This is a genomic window from Flavobacterium chuncheonense, from assembly GCF_042686145.1.
GTDB classification, from domain to species: domain Bacteria; phylum Bacteroidota; class Bacteroidia; order Flavobacteriales; family Flavobacteriaceae; genus Flavobacterium; species Flavobacterium chuncheonense.
On record NZ_JBHUPC010000012.1, the window covers coordinates 1 to 22,487 of the forward strand.

The following is a 22,487-nucleotide window of genomic DNA, read 5'->3' on the forward strand; positions in this document are numbered from 1 at the left end:
AAAAATTCTTTTTTTATTCTCATCCCTTAAACCAAAATATCTGTATGAACTTGCCTGTATTGCGGGTGCAAAAGTAGTATCTTTTTTACCATTAACAAGACTTAATCCAACTATTTTTAAAAGTATTTTTCTACTATTTGATTATAAAGCACTTACAAATCGAAATGTTTTATAATCGTGTATCGTAAAAAAGAAAAAGTTAGTAATTCCTAATATCACCACAATAAGCCTTACTACTATATCAGAGCAAAACCAATTAAAACATCCTCTTTAACAACAACTCCCATAAATTTCAAAATATGACCTTATATATTATAGGTGTATTTAATTTTCTCCTTGCTTATTCTCACGTGCTTTTCTTGAAACAGCTAATTTTTCACGCCAAGAATTTGCCAAGTCCTTTAAATCAATTGGTTTAGCCGGTTCTTGTCTTGAAAGATGTCCTTGACGAAATGCTGTAACCAATATACTTTCGATTTGAAAGTCTTCTAATTCATCATAAGGGTTATAATCTTCCTTAATATCTATATCAAAAAGTTTAGCAGTATTATTGGACCAAAAAGCTTTCCATCCACTTTTATAATCTTTAATAAGATCAAAAGTAGTTTCTCCAGTTTGACGGTAAATCAACTTTACCAATATTTGTCCATCCTTACGTGATAATTTTTTTAAACGCGGCTCAAATTCGTCGGTCAAATACTTCTCTACTATTTTAAAATACTTTTTCTTCTCCTTTTTAGTTTTTAACTTAGCCATAGTAGCATTCATCTGAACTAATTTATCTGCAGTTACTTTTGCATAAGGATAAGTTTTATAAACTCTTCGTTTTAAAATTAACAGCTTTCTTCTTTCTTCCTCCATTCTATCATTTCCAACAACAATCTCTTTTAATTCAATAGAATATAAAACAGCAGAATCCTGCGGTGTTACCTTTACCGTATCTTGGATTTGCGCATTTGTACACAACCCAACAACTAAAAAAAATGTACTCAAATAGTGCTTCATTTCAAAAAAATAGTATTCAAAAATAAGTAAATAATAAAACAATTCTTATACCATTTTTATAATTTAGCAAAAAAATTGAAACAATGAGTACAAAATCAATATTGAATGAAAATTCACTCACTTTTTTAGAGCGTTATTTGAATAACACCTCTCCAACGGGTTATGAAGCAGAAGGGCAAAAAATATGGATGGAATATTTAAAACCATATGTAGACACTTTTATTACGGACACTTATGGATCTGCCGTTGGAGTTATCAATCCAGATGCCCCATATAAAGTAGTTATTGAAGGACATGCTGATGAAATTTCGTGGTATGTAAATTATATTACCGATGATGGGCTAATCTATGTAATTCGAAATGGTGGTAGCGATCATATGATTGCACCTTCAAAACGAGTAAACATCCATACCAAAAAAGGAATCGTAAGAGGAGTATTTGGCTGGCCAGCAATCCACACTAGAAACAGAGATAAAGAAGAACCTGCAAAAATAAGCAACATCTTTATTGACTGTGGATGCGAAACTAAAAAAGAAGTGGAAGATTTAGGAATACACGTAGGTTGTGTTATTACTTATCCAGACACTTTTGAGGTTTTAAACGGTAATAAATTTGTATGTAGAGCCATTGATAATCGTATGGGTGGTTTTATGATTGCTGAAGTAGCTCGTTTATTGCATGAAAATAAAAAAGAATTGCCTTTTGGATTATATGTAGTGAATTCGGTTCAGGAGGAAATTGGTTTACGTGGTGCTGAAATGATAACACAAACCATTAAACCAAATGTTGCCATTGTTACTGATGTTTGTCATGACACCACTACTCCAATGATTGACAAAAAAATTGAAGGTGATTTAAAAATGGGACGTGGTCCTGTTATTGCTTATGCGCCAGCAACTCAAAACGTATTACGCGAGATGATTGTTGATACTGCTGAAGCAAATAAAATTCCATTCCAACGCCATGCATCTTCAAGAGTAACTGGAACTGATACCGATGCTTTCGCCTACAGCAATGGTGGTGTTGCTTCTGCATTAATTTCGTTACCCCTTCGTTATATGCATACAACTGTTGAAATGGTACACCGTGAAGATGTTGAAAACGTGATTAAATTAATTTACGAAACTTTATTAAAAATCGAGAATAACGAAACATTTTCTTATTTTAAATAATCAATCTCAAAATATCTTAAACATAAAAAGCTCCTATTTTTGGAGCTTTTTATATAATAATTTACTACTTTGTAATATAAAAATTTTCATTTTTATACCTTAGCACCCTTATTATTTAAATTTTTTATTAAAAATTAACAATAGGGTTGAAAACAAAATCATTTAAAACGTACGTCTATTTCTTACTAATGACTCTCATAACATTAAAAGTTTATGGAGAAAGTTCACCTATTACTGAATTTAAAAAATTAAACAATTTTCAAAAAAGTTCATATTTTATCCTATTACCTGAAAACGATAAAATCAAGTATATTGATTACTTTAATAAAGAAGTTCAAATACTTAAAAATAAAACGAATGACTCGAATTCTTTATTGAACATTAACATCAGTATAGGACTAATCGAAAAAATTAAAGGCAATAACGTTCAGTCTATATTGACTTTAAACAAAATTTTAATTGAAAATTCGAATAAAAATCCCATAAAAGAAGACTATTTAATGATAGTTTATTTTTCCTTGCAAGAATCATATTTAAAATTAAATATCTTTTCAAAAGTAATTGAGATTAATTCAGAAATTGAAAAACTACACTCAAAAGGCATCGAATACCCTCTTTGGAACTACAATTTTCAAAGTCGTCTTTACTTCAATATGAATAAATATGATAAAGCAATAGATTTATTAAAAAAAGAAATTAGAGTTTTACAAAATTCGCCAAAAAGAGACTCGCTTATAATTCCTTCAGCTTTAAACGACCTGGGGTTTTACTATTTTATTGTTAAAGACTTCAAAAACAGTGAAAAGTTTTATCATAAATCTTTACAATTAGCTAAAAAGTCATTAGACCATTTGTCCTCTGATTATAAAACTTTATATCTTACTATTAATAACAATTTAGCTCGGCTGAAAACTTTTGAAAACAATAATAAAGAAGCCATAAGTATAATAAAAGATAGCGTTTTTCCTAATACTACTGACACTAGTGAAATTTATACTGAAGCTTGTTTCATCTTGGCTGATGCTTATCTAAATTCAAATCAGCTCGACAAATATTTAGACATAAAAAAAATCAATATTCTTCATAAAGATGACTACCCTATTTACAAACACATGTTCTTAAATTATGAGGTTCGGTATTTGATAAAAGCAAACAAATACAGAGAGGCTTTAGAAATGTATAAGAAACTCTATAAGTATAGGACTGATGAGTTTGAATCCGAAAAAATAAAAAAAAACAATAGTGTAGAAATCAATTATCTATTAGATGAAAATGAAAATACTTTACGTGAAAAAAACAAAGAATTTGAACAAAAACAAAAGAAAACATTACGTTATATTGTAATTTTTTCAGGCTGTATTATTGCTTTAATCCTTATATTATATATCAATATTTACAGAAAAAAAAAGCAGATTGAAACAATGCATCAATCTATTCTATCTCAAAACTCTAAAATTGAGCAATCACTAAAAGAAAAAGATTTTCTACTAAAAGAGATACATCATAGAGTAAAAAACAACTTACAAATTATCTCTAGCATACTTGATTTACAACAACTAAACACTGATAATATCCAACTTAAAAATATATTACAAGAAGGAAAAAACAGGATTCAAACTATTGCATTACTTCACAGAAGCATGTATCAAAAAGAGTTATATAGTGAAATTAATTTAAAAGAATATCTTGAAGAGCTAATGCCTCAAATTCAATCTTCATTTTCTAAAAACAGTGATGTAAAAGTTGACTTTTATATTGATTCAACTTTACTTCCATTAGATATAGCCATTCCATTAAGTTTGATTATAACAGAAATCATTAGTAATTCCTACAAACATGCGTTTGACAATCAAATAGATAAAAAAATAAAACTCGTTATTAAAAACAAACACAACAAAAATTATACTTTAAAAATATCCGATAACGGTTGTGGATTTAATCCTGAATTATATAATAATAGTAATTCTCTTGGATTAGACTTAATATGTGGCCTCACAGAACAAATAAACGGCAAACTAACTGTGAAATCAAGTATAAATAAAGGAACGAAGTTTAAAATTAACTTTTCTAATTATGAAAGAACGTAACTTGAATTTTTTAATAGTGGAAGACGAATACATTACTCAAAAAAGCATTGAGAAAAATTTAAATGCTTTAGGGCATCATGTTTTAGGACGAGCAATGGATTATGAGAAAGCAGTTTCGATATTAACAAATGAGAAAATTGATTTTGCTATTATTGACATCAACATTAGAGGAGATAAATCAGGAATAGATTTGGGAGCTTACATTGCCAATCACATAAAAATTCCCTTTATATATTTAACAGCATATGCAGACAAAAAAACAATTTCTTCAGCCATAAACACTGAACCCTATGGCTACATAGTCAAACCTTTTCAGCAACACGACATCGTTACTTCAATTGAAATTGCATTACTCAATTTTAAAAAAGAAAATATTAATACTAATGAGGATTTCATCATCATAAAACATAGTGATAAGAATATAAAATTAAATTTAGATGCCATTTTATTTATTGAAAGCGATAAGAACTATTTGAATATATTTACAAAAAAAGGAATTTATAAATACCGTAACACTCTACAAGAGTTCTCGAAAATACTTCCTTCAAATTTTATACAAACTCATAAAAGTTTTTTTATCAATACAGACAAAATAACTACAATTTCAAAAACAACATTAGAAATCGACGAATATAAAATTCCTATTTCAACATCATATAAAAATAGTCTAAAAGAGTTTTTATAGCCTTTAGTAATTTTTCATCCTAAGAACATCAAAGCTTCGTCCCTAAAAAACTTTGATTCATCCCATTTGAATACTTTTTTTTTATGGCACCAATACTTTTACAGTATTACACCATAAAACCAAATTCAATGAACAAATTTATTTTATTACTTTGTTGTTTTTATCTTACCTCCCAAGCTCAAGTTGGCATCAATACTACAACGCCCGATGCAAGTTCAATGCTTGATATTAATGCTACTGACAAGGGACTATTAATTCCAAGAATTTCCATTACCGATTTAAACGCTTCATCACCTATTACAAATCCCGCTGAAAGCTTATTGGTATATAATACCAATATTACGACTGGAAAAGGTTTTTATTATTGGAATGGTACACAATGGACTCCCTTTATTGGAGGAGGCGCTGATAATGATTGGATTATATCGGGAAATGAAATGTACAACGGAAATACAGGAAATGTTGGAATAGGAACTACTACTCCATCAACAAAATTACATATTGAAGGAGCAGGAACAGCTTCAAACATTTTAGATGAAAACTTTGAAAGCAACTCATTAGGAACATTAACTACCTCTGGAAGCCAACCGTGGTACGTCCAAAGTACGCAAGTTGGTGGCGGGACTTATACAGCTGCCTCTGGAACAATTTCACACAACCAACAAACCAACTTAATTGCCAACGTAACGTTATCAGCTCCTGCAACACTAAGCTTTAAATACCGAATAAGTTCAGAATTCAACTATGATTTTCTTCGCTTTCTAATTGATGGTGTTCAACAAAATGCTTGGTCAGGTGGCTCGGGTTGGGTTACTGTAACCTATAATCTAACTGCTGGTAACCACACTCTAACTTGGCGATATACAAAAGATGGAAGTCAAAATAGTTTAGATGACAAAGCTTATATAGACGATATTTTAATTGCAGGAGTTTCATTAAATCCAGCATTACGAATAGTAGATGGAAGTGAAGGAACAGGAAAAGTACTTACTTCGGATGCCAATGGAAATGCTACTTGGCAAACCTTAAGTAACACTTCAATTCCTAATTTACCTCAAATAATTGCTGTTGGTGGAATAACTATTCCTATTTGTGACTTTACAAGTGTTAACGCTACAGGAAGTTTAACCAAAACAATTAACGGAGTAAACACTACTATTTCTTGGAAAGTTTTACAAAAACAAATAGCTACAACTACAATTACTGCTAGTACACCAACAGGAACAGCTCAAGTAGCATCAGGCCCTATAAATGCAGAACGTTTACAAGTAGAATATTCATTTAACCCACCGCTCCCTTTTGTCCCAAATACCATTATGTTTACAGTTAACAATAGTGGTTCATTACCCGATGTTTTTGCTTTAAACTATGCATCAAAAGCGGCTGATAAAATTGTTGTGAATATTGCTAGAACCGACTTGTTCGGAAATAATGCAGCGGCAGCATGCTGGGCTGGTCAATTTTACTTTGATTTGTTTATTACCAATTAGAAAATGAGTGTACTTTTTTATATTGACCAAAGTCTAACAAAGAAAATACAAATTATTACCATAAAAAAGCCCTGTTATTCAGGGCTTTGTTTTCATCAAATTTATTAAAAAAAATTATTTCTTTTCTGCTTCCTTTAGTATGGTAACAATATTATCTGAATGACTTGATTTAGCGTGATCCAAAGCCGTAAAACCACTACTATCTTTTTTATCCAATTTTGCCCCTTTATCCAATAATAAATTTACAATCTCAACATGTCCATATCGCGCAGCAAACATCAAAGGCGTCATTCCTCTGTTTGTCGTTTCATTAACATCTGCACCATAGTCGATTATTTTTTTTACTAAAGAAAAATCTCCTTTACTGATTGCTACACATAAAGGAGTTGCGTCAAATACTTCATTTATTGAAGTTGTTTCAGAAATAATTTCGTTGTTTGAAGCCATTGTAACATTACCCAACATTACTAAAGCTAGCGCTAAATAACTGATCGTTTTTTTCATGATAATAGAATTTTAATGATTAATGATTGATATTTGAATAGACGAGTTTCGTTTCAATATGTTACACTCTTTAGAAATTATAACATTTTTTTAACTAATTGAATTACAAGTACAAATAACAAAAAAACCACGCAAAGCGTGGTTAATATAGTATTAAAAATATGTTATTAAACGTTACTTTGTTAAATATGTAACAACATTTTCTTCTATTCTATTATGTAAGTTTGAAATATCTGCCTTTACAAATGGCTCTCCTAAAATATTTTCGTACAACTCAATATAGCGCTCAGAAACTGAAGCGATATACTCATCTGTCATTTCAGGAATTACTTGCCCTTCTTTTCCTTGAAAACCATTGGCAATTAACCATTGACGTACAAACTCTTTTGATAATTGTTTTTGTGCTTCTCCTTTATCTTGGCGCTCTTGATAACCGTCTGCGTAGAAATAACGAGAAGAGTCTGGTGTATGAATCTCGTCAATCAAAACAATTTTTCCTTCTTTTGTTTTTCCAAATTCATATTTAGTATCTACTAATATTAATCCTCGAGAAGCTGCAATCTCCGTTCCTCTTTGAAACAAAGCACGCGTATATTTTTCTAAAACCAAATAGTCTTCCTCAGATACAATACCATTTGCTAAAATTGCTTCACGCGAAATATCTTCATCATGTTCACCATTGTCAGCTTTTGTAGAAGGTGTTATTATCGGTTCTGGAAATTTATCATTTTCTTTTAAACCTTCTGGCATCGCAACACCACATAACATTCTTTTACCTAATGCATACTCTCTTGCAGCATGACCCGATAAATAACCGCGAATCACCATTTCAACTTTAAATGGCTCACACAAATGACCTACAGCCACATTGGGATCTGGAGTTGCAATTAACCAATTTGGAACAATATCTTCTGTCATTTGCATAAAACGAGTTGCAATTTGATTCAAGATTTGTCCTTTGTAAGGAATTCCCTTTGGCATTACAACATCAAAAGCAGAAAGTCTATCCGTAGCAATCATTACCAATAGCTCATCATTTATATTGTAAACTTCTCTAACTTTTCCGTTATAAACTGATTTTTGACCAGGAAAATTAAAATTGGTCGAAGTAATTGTGTTCATTTATTTCGCGATGTGATGTTTTTGCAAAAGTAATTCGTTTTCGTTTTATAAACAAGAAGTTTAATTTTTTAAAACCTTTTTCTTAATAACATGATTAAAAGCTCTGTAACCCAATAAACGTCTCAAAGTTTTCATGAAATTTGCGTCAAATCCAATCGTGTACTTTCTAAAACTACGCTTTGGATTTTCTGCTATGTTAAATATCGTATTTACAATATCGTTAATTAAATTTTTATTCTTGTTGGTTTTCTTGTTCAAAATACCATTAATCGTCTCCATCATCTTATTATAAGAAGCAATAGCTGTTTGCTCGCTCTTTTTGACATTTTTTTGAAAATCTGTAGGAGCATTACCAAATTGAACCGTACAAACACTCACATTGAAATCGAGTAATTCGTACGACATACATTCCGAAAAACTTTCAACCGCTTGCTTTGTAGAATGATAAAAATTTCCCAATGGGAGATTTACCAAACCGGCAATAGAGGTAATATTGATAAACTGCCCAAAACGTTGTGCTCTGAATTGAGGGATAAACGCTCTGCAAACTTTAACGGTTCCCAACCAATTAACATTTACAATTTTTTCAATTTCACTGTCTTCCGAAAGTTCAACAAAACTTCTGTATCCAAGACCAGCATTATTGATTACCAAATGAATCTCTGAAAAATCATTCAAAATTTTCTCCTTAGCCGCTTCAATACTCTCAGTTGAAGTAACATCAAGCTCATAACAACTAACATTAGGCATACCGTTTAATTCATCTGCTAAATCAACACTAATCATTGTTGCAATAACATGCCAGCCATTTGTAGCAAAATGTTTCGCTAATAATTTCCCTAATCCTCCTGAAGCACCAGTTATCAGTACATTTTTCAAATCTATTCTTTTTTTAATCCATGCAAATAAAAACTTTTCTGTAGAAAACTACAACGTTTCGAGGTATTTTAGCATATGATTAATCCAAATTAATCGTTGTTTTCAATACTTTTATAAGCATCAATAATCTTTTTCACCAATTTATGACGTACGATATCTTTATCATCTAAGTATAAAATACCTACACCTTCTACATCTTTCAATACCAAAATAGCTTCTTTTAATCCCGAAATGGTTCGTCTTGGCAAATCCACCTGACCCGGATCTCCCGTAATCATGAATTTTGCATTTCGCCCCATACGTGTTAAAAACATTTTCATTTGATTATGAGTAGTGTTTTGTGCTTCATCCAAAATCACAAATGCATTGTCTAGTGTACGACCACGCATAAAAGCCAATGGCGCTATTTGAATAATTCCTTTTAAAATATAATCTTCTAACTTTTCTGGTGGAATCATATCTCGTAGCGCATCATATAGCGGCTGCATGTATGGATCTAACTTTTCTTTCATATCACCCGGAAGGAAACCTAAGTTTTCACCTGCTTCTACTGCTGGACGCGTTAAAATAATTCGCTTAACTTGTTTTTCTTTCAAAGCTTTAACCGCCATAGCTACCCCAGTATAGGTTTTACCCGTTCCAGCCGGTCCAATAGCAAAAACCATATCGTTTTTCATTACCATATCAACTAATTTTTGTTGATTTGGTGTCATGGCTTTTATCAACTTACCACTTACGCCGTGCACTAAAATTTTATCTCTGTCGTGCATGTGTTCGGTAGCACTCTGCGCATCACCTTCTAAAACACGCATAATTACATTTTCATCAATGCTATTATAACGTGTAAAGTGCAACATTAAACGATTAAAACGGGTTTCAAATTCATCTAAAATTTCTTCTTCTCCATAAGCTTTCAAAGTTGTTCCCCTTGCAACAATTTTTAGTTTTGGGTAATATTTTTTAATCGCTTCTAAATGAACATCTTGTGCACCCCAAAAATCTTTTGGAGTAATTCCTACTAATTCAATAAATCTCTCGTTCAAAGGCTTTCTATTTAAATTATTTTTGAAATGCTTAAAATACATTAGCTTTGTATCTCTATTTTTACATAGTATTCGTATTAAAAATAGAACAAATACTCAATAGTGTTAGTAAAATCTACTACTGAGTGGCTATTTCAAATTTAAGAAAAACTACATTTGCTTTAAGAATAAGTTATAAACAAAATTATGTCAATAATTACGCTTACTACCGATTTTGGAACGAAAGACCACTTTGTAGGTGCGCTTAAAGGAAAGCTAATTTCGGGGTACAAAGAAGCAACTATAATTGACATTTCACATGATATTGATTTGTTTAACACACTTGAAGCCAGTTACTGCATTTCAGCGGCATATTCAAACTTCCCAAAGGGTAGCATTCACATTATAGGCGTTGATAGCGAGCGCACAAAAGACACCCAACATATAGCAATGCAGTGGGATGACCATTACTTTATTTGTGCAGATAATGGCATTTTGAGTACTTTAACGCAGAAGAAAGTGGCACAAAAAATTGTAGCTATCAACATTCACGATCGATTGAACACCGATGCTACCGACATGGATGTTTTTGTCGCAGTTGCTTGTCACATTGCACGAGGAGGTCTTTTGAATGTTGTAGGCAAAGAAATTTCAGAATTAAAAGTAGTAAATGAACTGAATGCACAAATAACAGAAAACAAAACCCTAATTAAGGGACATGTGGTTTACATTGATCATTTTGGCAATTGTGTTACCAATATTTCCAAAAAAATGTTTTCTGATGTCGCTTTAGGTCGAAAATATGAAATTACATTTCACAATAAAAAAATAAACGCAATTAAAAAAAGCTATTCCGATTTCAAAACAAATGACCGATTTTCCTTGAAAGATTTTGAAGGAGAGCGTTTGGCTTTGTTCAATGAAAATGGCTTTTTAGAAATTGCTATCTATAAAAGTAACCCAAAAACTGTAGGCGCTGCTTCTACCTTACTAGGCTTAAAGTTTCGTGATGTAGTGACCATAAAATTTAAAGAATAAATGTTTGTACGAATTGTAAAAATGCGTTTTCAAGAAGACAAAATAGAGGCTTTCTTAGAAAATTTCAACGAGGTTAAAGAAAAAATAAGAGGTTTTGAAGGCAACCGATTTTTGGAACTCTACCAAGATAAAAATGATTCTCGAATTTTTTTCACCTATAGCTACTGGGAAACTGAAGCGCATTTGGAAGCTTACCGAAAATCAGCACTATTTGGTGAGGTATGGACATATACCAAAACTTTATTTAGCGATAAGCCTGAAGCCTGGAGTGTAGACAAAATAGCTACCTTAAAGTAAGTTGCAAATCATTTTCAATAAAAAAATTAAATTTGCGTTTCAACTTTAAACATATCAAAAATTAAACATACTGCCTTTTTATGAAAGCATTACTCTTACGAGAAATAAAATCCTTCTTTGGTTCACCAATAGGCTATTTGGTTATCGCCATTTTTCTATTACTGAACGGTCTATTTTTATGGGTATTTGATGGTGACTTTAATATTCTAAACTCTGGTTTTGCCGATTTGAGTCCGTTTTTTAAGTTATCACCTTGGATTTTAATTTTCTTAATTCCTGCGGTAACCATGCGTAGCTTTTCCGATGAAAAAAAGCAAGGTACTATTGAATTACTGTTTACCAAACCCATGAGTGTTTGGGAGATTGTTGGGGGTAAATTTTTTGGAGCTTTTTTACTTATTGTAATTGCCATTTTACCCACTTTTGTATATGTATATGTTATTTCTATGTTTGGCTTAACGCCAGGGAATATTGACATGGGTAGCACTATGGGTTCTTATTTTGGATTGTTATTTTTAATTGGGACTTATACAGCTATTGGTATTTTCACTTCTACCCTTTCCGACAATCAAATTGTTGCTTTTATTTTAGCCGTTTTCGGTTGTTTCTTCTTTTACTTTGGCTTTGATGGCTTGACTTCAATTTTTAAAGAAAACAGCGCTTTTATTGCTGCTTTAGGAATGGATTATCACTTTAAAAGTATGAGTCGTGGCGTAATTGACACACGAGATATCATCTATTTTATAAGTACCACCGTTTTATTTTTATCGATTACTGTTTATAAACTTAAAACTTCAAAAGCCTAATGAAAGCCAACAAAAAACACTTGAAGAACCTAGTCCTTATGCTTTTGGTTTTAATCAGTATAAACCTAGTAGGACGCTATTCTTTTAAACGATTTGACTTAACACAAGACAAACGTTATACATTATCGGAAACTACTTTAAACATTATAAAAGAAGTTGACAGCCCCTTATATGTTGATGTATTCCTTGAAGGAAATTTTCCTCCGGAATTCAAACGTTTGCAAGACGAAACCAAACAGCTTCTAGAAGAGTTTACTGCATACAATTCGAATATTGTTTTTCAATTTGTGAATCCTATTGAAGACGAAGCCGAAATGGTGCCAATTATGAAGCAATTCACCGAGCGAGGCTTACAACCTTTGAGCATTACAGTAGAAGATAAAGGAAAACAAAGCCAACAAGTTGTGTTCCCTTGGGCAGTTGCTAATTATGGCGACAGAGGTGCAAAAGTAGCCTTACTGAAAAACTTAATGGGTGCTTCAACCGAACAAAAAGTCATCAGTTCGGTGCAGCATTTGGAATTTGCTTTTGCGGAAGCATTCAATAAAGTAGTCAAAGAAAAAGAAAAGAAAATCGCCATCATCAAAGGAAATGGAGAACTTGAAGAACGTTATATTGCTGATTTTCTACAAACAGTTAGAGAGAGCTATTATATAGGACCATTCACTTTAGATTCTATTGCCAAACAACAGCCTACAGAAACATTAGACGCTTTAAAAAAATACGATTTAGCCATTATTGCCAAACCTACGGAAGCATTTACTGAAGCGGAAAAACAAGTTTTAGACCAATACATCATAAACGGTGGAAAAACGTTATGGTTGGTAGATCCTGTAGCGGCTGATTATGAAGATTTGTACAACGAAAATGGTGCTTTATTAGCGTACAACCGTCAATTGAATTTAGATGATTTATTTTTCTCATATGGTATTCGTTTGAATCCGTTATTGATAAAAGACGAACAAGCCACACCCATAAAACTTGCTACGGGCAGACAAGGTAGTGAAACACAGTACGAACAATATTTTTGGAAATATTCCCCTTTTATTTATGCAGAATCCAACCACCCGCTGGTTAAGAATATGGAAGGAATCAAGTTTGAATTCACTTCACCAATTGAGTTGTTGAAAAACAAAATTGACAAAACCGTTTTGTTAACGAGTTCTGAATACTCAAAAACAGTCGGGACTCCTACGACCATAGCACTGGATATGATTGCGGAGGAAACTACGCCAGAAGAATACAAAGGAAAGGGGTTGTTACCAGTGGCGGTATTGCTTGAAGGTAACTTTACTTCAATGTATAAAAACCGTGTCTTACCTTTTAAAGAGCAGGATTACAAAGCCGACGGTGTTACTAGTAAAATGATTGTAGTTTCTGATGGCGATGTAATTAAAAACCAATTGGAAAACGGTGTCCCACTAGAATTAGGTTTTGACAAATGGACCAATAATTTATACGGTAACAAAGAGTTTTTAATGAACTGCGTTAATTATTTACTCGATGATACCGGACTTATTAACATTCGCAGCAAAGACGTAGATTTACCATTATTGGACAAAGAAAAAGTGTACCAAAACTACACTTGGGCACAAACACTAACTATCGGATTACCAATACTTATTTTAATACTATTCGGATTACTTTTTACCTATTTGCGTAAAAGAGTGTATACCAAATAGATGTTAATAAATAGTTTTTGGTATTGCTGATAATTAGAATATATTTGTGAAAATAAAATCATAAACGATTTTAAAATTAAAGATGATGAAGTTTATTGTATCGAGTTCGTATTTATTAAAACAATTACAAGTTTTAGGTAGTGTTATCAACAGTAGCAACACTTTACCTATTTTAGATAATTTCTTATTCGAATTAAATAATAATGTATTAACGGTTTCGGCTTCTGATTTAGAGACAACCATGTCGGCTACATTAGAAATTGATTCTTCAAGTCAAGGTAGTGTTGCAGTTCCTGCAAAATTACTTTTAGACATTTTAAAAACTTTTCCTGAGCAACCGCTTACTTTCACTGTTGAAGAAAACAGTACAATTGAAATCAGTTCAAACTCTGGTAAATATGCTATTGCCTACGCTCCAGGAGAAGAGTTCCCAAAAGCAGTAGTTTTAGAAGACCCATCTTCTACTCTAGTGCCTGCTGAAGTATTAGCAACAGCAATTAGCAAAACTATTTTTGCTGCTGGAAATGACGATTTACGCCCAGTGATGAGTGGTGTATTTTTCCAGTTTTCTCCAGAAGGTTTAATTTTTGTAGCTACTGATGCTCACAAATTGGTAAAATATGCACGTGCTGATGTTAAAGCCTCACAAGTAGCAGACTTTATCATGCCAAAGAAACCTTTGAACATTTTAAAAGGAATTTTAGGTGCTTCTGATGCAGAAGTTACTATTGATTATAACGATTCAAACGCTACTTTTTCTTTTGAAAACTACGTTTTAACATGTCGTTTGATTGACGGAAAATACCCTAACTACGAAGCGGTAATTCCAAAAGAAAACCCTAATAAATTATTAATCAATCGCGTTCAATTTTTAAGTTCGGTGCGTCGTGTGGCTATCTTTGCCAACAAGACTACACACCAAATCCGTTTGAAAATTGCAGGTACTGAATTGAACATTTCTGCTGAGGATATCGATTACTCAAACAAAGCAGACGAGCGTTTGACATGTGATTACCAGGGTGATGATTTACAAATAGGTTTCAACTCACGTTTCTTAACGGAAATGTTGAACAACTTAACAAGTGACGAAATCCAACTGGAAATGTCGATGCCAAACAGAGCGGGTATTTTAACACCTGTTGATGGATTAGATGACGGTGAAACCCTAACGATGCTTGTAATGCCAGTAATGTTAAGCAACTAATACTTTACAAAACTTTTACAGTCGTTAACACTCCCCTTTTGGGGGGTACTTAAAGACTGCAACAACTATAACCAACCCTTAACCCAAAAAACCGCAAGTGCTGCAAAGTAACTGCGGTTTTTTATTTACCGGAGTTTGCGTGAGGGATGGTAGCGGCATCCTTTTTAAAACCAGATTCCCCTTTTCTATTTGAAGGTTTTAAAAAGATACAGCGAACAGCCCGACCGTAATGCAATGAAGGGCACGCCCTAAGTATTTTCTTTTGTATATTTGCAGTCTTAAATTCAATTACAATGATTCCACACGAAACTATTGTTGCTTTGGCCACGCCATCTGGAGCTGGTGCTATTGCTGTTATTCGCTTATCGGGTAAAAACGCTATTACCATAGCGGCAGCAGTGTTTCAATCAGTTTCAGGCAAGGACATAAGCCAACAAAAAACGCATACGATTCACCTGGGGCACATTGTTGACAACGGGAAAACATACGATCAAGTATTGTTATCCATTTTCAAAGGACCGAATTCGTATACGGGAGAAAATGTAGTGGAGATTTCGTGTCACGGGTCTACTTTCATACAGCAACAAATTATTCAATTACTGCTGCGTAAAGGGGCAAAAATGGCACAGGCTGGTGAATTTACCTTACGTGCTTTTTTGAACGGGAAATTGGATTTATCACAGGCAGAAGCGGTAGCCGATTTAATTGCGAGTGACAACGAAGCGAGTCATCAAATTGCGATGCAACAAATGCGTGGTGGCTTTAGCAATGAAATTGCCAAATTGCGTGAGGAGTTATTGAACTTTGCCTCACTTATTGAGTTGGAATTGGATTTTGCAGAAGAAGATGTTGAATTTGCCGACCGCAGTGCCTTTTACGAATTACTGAACCGCATTGAATTTGTATTGAAACGTTTGATTGATTCATTTGCTGTGGGAAATGTGATTAAAAACGGAATTCCGGTAGCGATTGTGGGTGAACCCAATGTAGGGAAATCGACTTTATTGAACGCTTTGTTGAATGAAGAACGCGCCATAGTATCGGACATTGCCGGAACAACACGCGATACCATAGAAGACGAATTGGTGATTAACGGCATTGGTTTCCGTTTTATTGATACGGCTGGAATTCGCGAAACGAAAGACCATGTAGAGAGCATCGGTATTCAAAAAACTTTTGAAAAAATTGAACAAGCGCAAGTAGTGTTATTTTTAGTAGACAGCACTACCCTTACCATGGACAGCTTGGAAAGTTTAAAAGTGGAAGTTGAAAAAATTAAAAACAAATATCCACAAAAAGCTTTACTGACACTTTTCAATAAAAAAGACAAACTAGAACCGAGTTTGCTGGCAGATTTACAAGAGCAAATTGAAAATTCCATTTTCATTTCAGCTAAAAATAAAGAAGGAATTGATGTATTGCAAAACGAATTGTTATCGTTTGTAAATACGGGTGCCTTGCGCAACAATGAAACCATAGTTACCAATACGCGCCACTACGATTCGCTATTGAAAGCGTTGGAAGAAATACAAAAGGTGAAATGGGGATTAGACAGCGGATTATCGTCGGATTTGATTGCCTTGGACATTAGAGAAGCCTTGCATTACTTTGGCGAAATTACGGGCGAAGTAACGAATGACGAATTATTAGGAAATATATTTGCTAATTTTTGTATCGGCAAATAATGTAAGAAAATAATCACAAAATATTACATAAAAAAACAAAACAAACCCGCAAAATACGCGGGTTTTTCTTTGTTTACAACTCATTCCATTTTTTTAATATTTTTCTATTTTTTTTAATCTTTTGTGCATGACTTGTACCTCCAAAAATATTTTTTTTCATAATTTTGAAAATACCAAAAATCGTGTCGCTTATTTCGCACTATTTACACTTACCTTTTTTCAGCTAAAAATAATAAGGATTAAAACAATAACGATATGAGTTCGAATATTAGAATAAATAAAACATGTGAATATTGTAAAAAAGAGTACATCGCAAAAACATTAATAACTCGATATTGCTCTCATGACTGTAATAGAAAAGACTATAAAAGAAAATTAAGAGAAGCCAAAATAATCGCATCTGCAGAGAGCATTAAAAATAAAACCAATCCTAATTTTCAAACCATACAAGAAAAAGATTTTCTAACAGTGAAAGAAGTGGCAACAATATTAAACATGTCTTCAAGAACGATATATCGATTAATAGAATCAAAGAATCTGAATGCTTATAATTTTTCAGCTAGAAAAACAATGATTCGTAGAAAGGATATTGATAGCTATTTTGATATGAGTTGGGAGAATCAGAATATCAACAAGGATAATTTAAAAAATATGATTACTTTAGAAAATTCTTACACTTTAAAGGAAGTAACTGAAAAGTACAATATTTCAGAGTCGGCACTATATAAAGTAATTAAGCGTTTAGAAATCCCTAAAAAACAGCAAGGAAAATTTACATTGGTAAAAAAATCGGACATCGACAAAATATTTTCGAATCATGATGACTAAAGTTAAATTGAGGGAGAAACAATTAAAATCAGATAAAATAAGTTTATATCTTGATTACTACCCTCCTATTGTAAGTCCTGATACAGGCAAGAGTACAAGGAGAGAATTCTTGAACCTACACATCTATAAAACTCCAAAAACTCCAGATGAGAGAAAATTCAATAAAGAAACCTTATCTGTTGCAAACTTAATTCGTTCAAAACGTGAGGTTCAAATCCGCAACAAAGAATTCGGTTTCAAAGACAATGTCAGTTTAAATGTAGATTTTATTAAATTCTATCAAGAAATCGTTGACGGATATTACAACAATGGGTCAAAATCTAATTATGGAAGTTGGAATTCTTCATTAAATCACTTCAAAAATTTCTGTAGTGAAGGATTCTATACTGGTCAATTGAATAGTCTATTTGTTACACGTTACCGCAACTATTTGCTTAACGTAGAAACTTTACGAAATATAGATAAATCTAAAACGATTTCAAGAAATACCGCTTCTACCTATTTTAAACAATTTATTGCAGTCTTGAAACAAGCCTACAAAAGAAACTTAATTGAAGAGAATCTTGCAGAAGATGCAGAATTCATTAAAGAAGAAGAAACCCATAGAGAATATTTATCAGAGACAGAATTAAAACTGCTTTGGAAAACCCCTATTAAAAATGAGAAAGTGAAACATATGGCACTCTTTTCAGCTTTAACAGGATTGCGCTTTGTAGATGTAAACAATTTGGACTGGAAAAATGTATATGAAGATAAACACCAAGGATATTACATTCAACTTAGGGAGCAAAAAACAAAATCGATTCAAAATCACCCTATTTCAAAAACGGCTTACGAAATTTTAAAAAAACAAAACACTACAACAGGAATTGTTTTTGGAGATATTAAATATTCTCAAATTTCAAGTCCTTTGAAAGAATGGCTTAAAGCAGCAGGAATCAACAAAAAAATTTCGTTTCATAATTTCCGTCATAGTTATGCAACACTACAACTAGCCAAAGGAACTGATATTTACACGGTTTCTAAATTGTTGGGACATAAAAATGTTTCTACCACGCAGATATATGCAAAGGTATTAGATAAAAATAAAATTGAAGCCGCTAACCGCTTAAACTTAGATTTAGATGGAATTTCTTAAAAACCATAAACAAATTACAAACCAAGAAAATAAAAAATTAAAAGAATTCGCAATAAAAACTTTTCAAAATTATAAATCAGAAGGACGATCTCCTGAATACGCTATAGAAAATACTAGATCTCTAATTTGGGAAAATTTCATAGAGCCAAATTTTATCAATAAATACAGTAGCCATTTCGAATCCTTTTATACATTATTTTGGCGATCATTCGACAACTATGACTCAAATGCGGATGTACCTTATTTAGTTCTTAAAAATGAAATTTTTAATAAATATCGAGAGACCGATTTAAAAAAAAAGCTAAATAATAGGCAATATGACGAAGATTTTGACAACCTTACTTTTGAAGGATTTGTAAGCTGCCTTCTAAAATATGATGCGGCAAAAAAAACAGAGAGTCTGTTACTCAGAAATAGTCAACTATACAAACTATTTTATACAAATGATTACTACGAGGAATTTACTTTTGAAAAATTTGACGGCCATATAGTCAATAGTGATCTCTATAGAAAAACCTATTCAAAATTTAATCCTAATTCAACTATTCCTGTTGCAATTAAAAAGATTAATAACTGGAATAATGAAACTTACGAAATAGATCAAACTCCTATTCTTTCGAAAGAAGAACAAAATCTTGTCATAAAAGAACAACTACAGAAACCTAATTTCGAATTAGATGAAAAACTACTACTATTACATTATTGTTTAGTCGACAAATATGGAATTCCACTTACCGAAAGAGCAAAATTGACATGTCTATTAGGTCCATTTGATGGAACCGATCTCTTTGAAAAGAGTTCCGATAATTCAAATAGTTATAAAAAAATATCTTCAGGATATGAACGTAAAGGGAGTTCTATTAACACTAGAATTATTATCGAAAATATTATCAATAAGCTCGATTCTAAAATTTATAAAATCACAATACAAACATTAAAAAAGCACAGTTATAAATTAAAATCTGAAGAAAACCAATAAAAATTGATTGAAAAAACAAATCATAAACAATTGTTTTCAAAGTAATTACACCGTCCCCAACCGTCCCCAAGCCATCCCCAAACTATTCATTTGGGGATTTTTCATTTATAGTTTTGGCTCATTATTAATCAAAATCATTAAATCATGAACCCAAAAATCTATATGCTCTGTGACGAAGGTATTAAAGTACTTGCAGAGCAAATCGCAGAGAAGGTCAAAATAGAGTTACAAAACACTACAACTGTAACTCCTGAAGAGAAATTTTTAAACATTGATGAATTATCAAAGTTCATCGGTTTAACCAAACCTACTATCTACGGTCATGTACACCGAAATTCTATTCCATTTATCAAAAAAGGAAAAATGTTACGCTTTTCTAAAAGCGATATTTTGAATTGGTTGAAAGAAGGTAAAAGCCAATCTAAAAATCAACTAGATGCAACAGTAGATCAATATTTAGCCAATAACCCTTTTTTAAACCTTAAAAAATAAAGCCATGAAAATAAATAATATAAACGACATTAATAATATTCTGTCACAAAATCAAGACTTAAAAGAACTTGCTACTAATCAATTAAACTCTATCCTAAATAAACTTCCAACTGAAATTCATGATTTAATAGAAAATGCATTCAAACATAAACGAGTTCCTAAAGAATATCAATTAGGGGCTATATTGTTTTCGTTTAGCAGTACAGCTGGACTTGTATTTAGACTTGAGGCATTAGGTTATAAAAATTATGGTAATTTATATTTTGCTTTAGTTGGTAGTCGTGGTGATGTAAAATCTGAGGGGTTAAAAATTGCAACAAAAATTTTAAATGAGCATGATTCAGAATCATATAAAAATTCAAATTCAGATGAATTTGAAAACATTAAAAACAAAAAATTCTTAATTCAAGATGCTACAATACAAGCACTACAATTTGCTCATTATCATAATCAAACCTCAATCGGTCTAATCATTGATGAACTCTACTCAATCATAACTAAAATGTCAAGTAATAGTGCTGATGGTATTATATACCGTAGCTTTTTTTTAGAGGCTTTTACAAATGGTTCAATTGAAGTAACTAGAAGAACTAGCGAATGTTTTAGAATCAATAAGAGCTATGTAACATTAATTGGTACTATTCAAGAGCAATTTATTCCAATTTTATTCGGAAATGGTAACCTAGAGAGTGGATTTATTGATAGACTATTATTTACTGTTAAATTAACTTCAAATCCAAAAATTACTACAGAAAGCATTCCAGATAAAGTAATTTCTGCTTATGAGAACTCCATTGAAAATTTAATCAAATGTAGAAAATCAATTGAAGAATCCCAGGAAGTAGAACAATTAGACCTAAAATTTGAAAATGATGCAAATACAATTTTATTGGAATATGTACAAAGTTTGGTTTACGAACAGGAAAAAGCTCCTGAAAACATTAAGGAATATCTTTCCAAATCACAAATATCAATCCATAAACTTATAATAATCGTACATCTAATGAAAAATGCTGCGTCTAGTACTTTTCAAAATTCAATAACAAAAGAAACTGTTTCACTAGCAATTGAAATAAATAATTTTTATCTAACCAATTTCAAAATTGTTAATGCAATGAATAATAAAAAAGATAGTAGTCGTCTTGATATAACACAAATTATTCGTTTAGCAATTAAAAATAGAGTTCCTCAAAACATAATAGCAAAGTTAACTGAACTAAGTACTCCAACAATTTCAAGGAGATTTCGTGAAGAATTGAATAACGTGAAACCTGAAACTAAGAGCTAATCATCGCTTAGCAAATGTGTTTTCAATACTTAACGAAGTTTCAAGCTGCTTTTTCAAGTTTCATGTTTCATAACACTTTAGATTATGCTAATAAAAAACAATCATAAATTATCATTTGACACAAAAAGAGATTATTCTTTGATTACACCTTGTTGCAACAAAAAAAATAAAGATGGAAAATTTGTTAATTATAAAAATCTATCAAAAAAATATGGTTATTGTCATTCTTGTGGAATTGCAACTTTACCTCCTATATCAAATAAAAAAAAATCTGAATATGGGATTATAAAAAATAATCATATACACAGAAAAAATACTGTTGCAACAAGTTGCAACGAAAATACAATAGAACAAAAGTATATACCAGAAGATGAAATTTGGAAAGGATTTCATCTTCTACCTGAGAATAATTTGTTGCAATATTTTCGAAAGAAATATGGTGATATTAAAACTCAAGATGCTAAAGAAATATATGCAATCGGTACTTCAAATGATGGTGGAACAATATTTTGGAATATCAACATTGAATTACAGGTGCAGAAAAATAAAATTTCCTATTATAATGAAGAAGGCAGAAGAACAAATAAGTTTAAAGTTCCTTTTAAAAACGAAGATGGATATCTTTCGTGTTTATATGGAGAGCACCTTCTGAGTTACCCTAACTATAAAAATAGTAAAGTAGTATTAGTTGAAAGTGAGAAAACTGCAATAGATGGTTATATTAACATGCCTCAATATGCGTGGCTTGCTTATGGTGGTATCAATGGGCTTACAGCAGAAAAGGCGCAAGTATTAACAAGCTTTAATGTTATACTTGTACCTGATCTTAGTGAAAATGCTGTAGCAATTGCGGCTAAAAAAGTATATGAACTTCGTCAACAAGGGATAAATATAAGCCTTTGTGATATGACTGAAGGTAAATCAGATGAAGAATTAAAAAAAGAAGGTATTTACAATTATGATTTAGAGGATTTTATTAGAAAAATCAACATAATTATATAAACTACTGATTTACAAGTAATTAAATTATTGTTGATAATTTTTAATATTATAATTGGAGAACTTCATCCATTTAAAGTAAATT

21 protein-coding genes are annotated in these 22,487 nt (G+C 31.8%); 16 read left to right on the forward strand and 5 right to left on the reverse strand.

Features of this window, described 5'->3' with window-relative positions; genetic code table 11:
• Positions 1-324: 324 nt before the first annotated feature.
• Complete coding sequence (locus ACFS5J_RS03945) at positions 325-993, reverse strand: DUF4294 domain-containing protein (protein ID WP_379810713.1); 669 nt, start codon at positions 991-993, stop codon at positions 325-327.
• 95 nt (positions 994-1,088) lie between these two features.
• Between ACFS5J_RS03945 and ACFS5J_RS03950 the strand changes: the two genes are divergently transcribed.
• The 4 genes from ACFS5J_RS03950 to ACFS5J_RS03965 all read left to right on the forward strand — a co-directional run bounded on the left by ACFS5J_RS03950 (position 1,089) and on the right by ACFS5J_RS03965 (position 6,439).
• The gene (locus ACFS5J_RS03950) at positions 1,089-2,177 is read left to right on the forward strand and encodes a M42 family metallopeptidase (RefSeq protein ID WP_379810714.1); all 1,089 of its coding nucleotides are present in this window, start codon (positions 1,089-1,091) and stop codon (positions 2,175-2,177) included.
• Between the two features lie 188 nt (positions 2,178-2,365).
• A complete protein-coding gene (locus ACFS5J_RS03955; protein ID WP_379810715.1) occupies positions 2,366-4,264 on the forward strand; it encodes a tetratricopeptide repeat-containing sensor histidine kinase in 1,899 nt (632 codons plus the stop codon).
• On the forward strand, positions 4,251-4,949 hold the full coding sequence (locus ACFS5J_RS03960) for a LytR/AlgR family response regulator transcription factor (protein WP_379810716.1): 699 nt from the start codon (positions 4,251-4,253) through the stop codon (positions 4,947-4,949). Before ACFS5J_RS03955 ends, ACFS5J_RS03960 begins: the two co-directional genes overlap by 14 nt.
• A gap of 128 nt (positions 4,950-5,077) precedes the next feature.
• On the forward strand, positions 5,078-6,439 hold the full coding sequence (locus tag ACFS5J_RS03965; RefSeq protein WP_379810717.1) for a hypothetical protein: 1,362 nt from the start codon (positions 5,078-5,080) through the stop codon (positions 6,437-6,439).
• A gap of 114 nt (positions 6,440-6,553) precedes the next feature.
• Here ACFS5J_RS03965 and ACFS5J_RS03970 read toward each other — a convergent pair whose 3' ends face one another.
• From ACFS5J_RS03970 to ACFS5J_RS03985, 4 genes are all read right to left on the reverse strand, one after another.
• Complete coding sequence (locus ACFS5J_RS03970; RefSeq protein ID WP_379810718.1) at positions 6,554-6,943, reverse strand: ankyrin repeat domain-containing protein; 390 nt, start codon at positions 6,941-6,943, stop codon at positions 6,554-6,556.
• Between the two features lie 174 nt (positions 6,944-7,117).
• A complete protein-coding gene (locus ACFS5J_RS03975; RefSeq protein ID WP_379810719.1) occupies positions 7,118-8,065 on the reverse strand; it encodes a phosphoribosylaminoimidazolesuccinocarboxamide synthase in 948 nt (315 codons plus the stop codon).
• A gap of 60 nt (positions 8,066-8,125) precedes the next feature.
• Positions 8,126-8,944, reverse strand: coding sequence for an SDR family oxidoreductase (locus ACFS5J_RS03980; RefSeq protein WP_379810720.1), 819 nt, complete (start codon positions 8,942-8,944; stop codon positions 8,126-8,128).
• Positions 8,945-9,033: 89 nt separating this feature from the next.
• A complete protein-coding gene (locus ACFS5J_RS03985; RefSeq protein WP_379810722.1) occupies positions 9,034-9,987 on the reverse strand; it encodes a PhoH family protein in 954 nt (317 codons plus the stop codon).
• Positions 9,988-10,173: 186 nt separating this feature from the next.
• Here ACFS5J_RS03985 and ACFS5J_RS03990 point away from each other — a divergent pair, with 186 nt between their 5' ends.
• The 12 genes from ACFS5J_RS03990 (at position 10,174) to ACFS5J_RS04045 (ending at position 22,405) form a co-directional block, all read left to right on the forward strand.
• Positions 10,174-11,004 (forward strand): SAM hydrolase/SAM-dependent halogenase family protein, encoded by an 831-nt coding sequence (locus ACFS5J_RS03990; RefSeq protein WP_379810723.1) that lies wholly within the window; start codon positions 10,174-10,176, stop codon positions 11,002-11,004.
• Entirely contained in the window at positions 11,005-11,301 is a 297-nt protein-coding gene (locus ACFS5J_RS03995; RefSeq protein WP_379810724.1) for a putative quinol monooxygenase, read from the forward strand.
• Between the two features lie 80 nt (positions 11,302-11,381).
• Positions 11,382-12,107 (forward strand): gliding motility-associated ABC transporter permease subunit GldF, encoded by a 726-nt coding sequence (gldF, locus tag ACFS5J_RS04000; RefSeq protein ID WP_379810725.1) that lies wholly within the window; start codon positions 11,382-11,384, stop codon positions 12,105-12,107.
• Entirely contained in the window at positions 12,107-13,789 is a 1,683-nt protein-coding gene (gldG, locus tag ACFS5J_RS04005) for a gliding motility-associated ABC transporter substrate-binding protein GldG (RefSeq protein WP_379810726.1), read from the forward strand. The genes gldF and gldG overlap by 1 nt, the downstream gene beginning before the upstream one ends.
• An 85-nt stretch (positions 13,790-13,874) precedes the next feature.
• Complete coding sequence (gene dnaN / locus ACFS5J_RS04010; RefSeq protein WP_379811470.1) at positions 13,875-14,993, forward strand: DNA polymerase III subunit beta; 1,119 nt, start codon at positions 13,875-13,877, stop codon at positions 14,991-14,993.
• A 293-nt stretch (positions 14,994-15,286) separates the two neighbouring features.
• Positions 15,287-16,678 carry a tRNA uridine-5-carboxymethylaminomethyl(34) synthesis GTPase MnmE gene (gene mnmE / locus ACFS5J_RS04015; protein ID WP_379810727.1) on the forward strand — a complete coding sequence of 464 codons (1,392 nt, stop codon included), beginning with the start codon at positions 15,287-15,289 and terminating at the stop codon, positions 16,676-16,678.
• Positions 16,679-16,933: 255 nt separating this feature from the next.
• Positions 16,934-17,506 (forward strand): helix-turn-helix domain-containing protein, encoded by a 573-nt coding sequence (locus tag ACFS5J_RS04020; RefSeq protein WP_379810728.1) that lies wholly within the window; start codon positions 16,934-16,936, stop codon positions 17,504-17,506.
• Positions 17,496-18,644, forward strand: a complete 1,149-nt coding sequence (locus ACFS5J_RS04025; protein WP_379810729.1) for a tyrosine-type recombinase/integrase — start codon at positions 17,496-17,498, stop codon at positions 18,642-18,644. Before ACFS5J_RS04020 ends, ACFS5J_RS04025 begins: the two co-directional genes overlap by 11 nt.
• Complete coding sequence (locus tag ACFS5J_RS04030; RefSeq protein ID WP_379810730.1) at positions 18,631-19,623, forward strand: hypothetical protein; 993 nt, start codon at positions 18,631-18,633, stop codon at positions 19,621-19,623. Before ACFS5J_RS04025 ends, ACFS5J_RS04030 begins: the two co-directional genes overlap by 14 nt.
• A 144-nt stretch (positions 19,624-19,767) precedes the next feature.
• On the forward strand, positions 19,768-20,115 hold the full coding sequence (locus ACFS5J_RS04035) for a helix-turn-helix domain-containing protein (protein ID WP_379810731.1): 348 nt from the start codon (positions 19,768-19,770) through the stop codon (positions 20,113-20,115).
• 4 nt (positions 20,116-20,119) lie between these two features.
• A complete protein-coding gene (locus ACFS5J_RS04040; RefSeq protein WP_379810732.1) occupies positions 20,120-21,403 on the forward strand; it encodes a DUF3987 domain-containing protein in 1,284 nt (427 codons plus the stop codon).
• A gap of 84 nt (positions 21,404-21,487) precedes the next feature.
• A complete protein-coding gene (locus ACFS5J_RS04045) occupies positions 21,488-22,405 on the forward strand; it encodes a DUF6371 domain-containing protein (protein ID WP_379810733.1) in 918 nt (305 codons plus the stop codon).
• The last annotated feature ends 82 nt before the right edge of the window (positions 22,406-22,487 follow it).

Coding starts and splice junctions, on each gene's coding strand:
- ACFS5J_RS03950 (WP_379810714.1), top strand. CDS start 1,089: ATGAGTACAAAATCAATATTGAATGAAAATTCACTCACTTTTTTAGAG.
- ACFS5J_RS03955 (WP_379810715.1), top strand. CDS start 2,366: ATGACTCTCATAACATTAAAAGTTTATGGAGAAAGTTCACCTATTACT.
- ACFS5J_RS03960 (WP_379810716.1), top strand. CDS start 4,251: ATGAAAGAACGTAACTTGAATTTTTTAATAGTGGAAGACGAATACATT.
- ACFS5J_RS03965 (WP_379810717.1), top strand. CDS start 5,078: ATGAACAAATTTATTTTATTACTTTGTTGTTTTTATCTTACCTCCCAA.
- ACFS5J_RS03970 (WP_379810718.1), bottom strand. CDS start 6,943: ATGAAAAAAACGATCAGTTATTTAGCGCTAGCTTTAGTAATGTTGGGT.
- ACFS5J_RS03975 (WP_379810719.1), bottom strand. CDS start 8,065: ATGAACACAATTACTTCGACCAATTTTAATTTTCCTGGTCAAAAATCA.
- ACFS5J_RS03990 (WP_379810723.1), top strand. CDS start 10,174: ATGTCAATAATTACGCTTACTACCGATTTTGGAACGAAAGACCACTTT.
- ACFS5J_RS03995 (WP_379810724.1), top strand. CDS start 11,005: ATGTTTGTACGAATTGTAAAAATGCGTTTTCAAGAAGACAAAATAGAG.
- gldF (WP_379810725.1), top strand. CDS start 11,382: ATGAAAGCATTACTCTTACGAGAAATAAAATCCTTCTTTGGTTCACCA.
- gldG (WP_379810726.1), top strand. CDS start 12,107: ATGAAAGCCAACAAAAAACACTTGAAGAACCTAGTCCTTATGCTTTTG.
- dnaN (WP_379811470.1), top strand. CDS start 13,875: ATGAAGTTTATTGTATCGAGTTCGTATTTATTAAAACAATTACAAGTT.
- mnmE (WP_379810727.1), top strand. CDS start 15,287: ATGATTCCACACGAAACTATTGTTGCTTTGGCCACGCCATCTGGAGCT.
- ACFS5J_RS04020 (WP_379810728.1), top strand. CDS start 16,934: ATGAGTTCGAATATTAGAATAAATAAAACATGTGAATATTGTAAAAAA.
- ACFS5J_RS04025 (WP_379810729.1), top strand. CDS start 17,496: ATGATGACTAAAGTTAAATTGAGGGAGAAACAATTAAAATCAGATAAA.
- ACFS5J_RS04030 (WP_379810730.1), top strand. CDS start 18,631: ATGGAATTTCTTAAAAACCATAAACAAATTACAAACCAAGAAAATAAA.
- ACFS5J_RS04035 (WP_379810731.1), top strand. CDS start 19,768: ATGAACCCAAAAATCTATATGCTCTGTGACGAAGGTATTAAAGTACTT.
- ACFS5J_RS04040 (WP_379810732.1), top strand. CDS start 20,120: ATGAAAATAAATAATATAAACGACATTAATAATATTCTGTCACAAAAT.
- ACFS5J_RS04045 (WP_379810733.1), top strand. CDS start 21,488: ATGCTAATAAAAAACAATCATAAATTATCATTTGACACAAAAAGAGAT.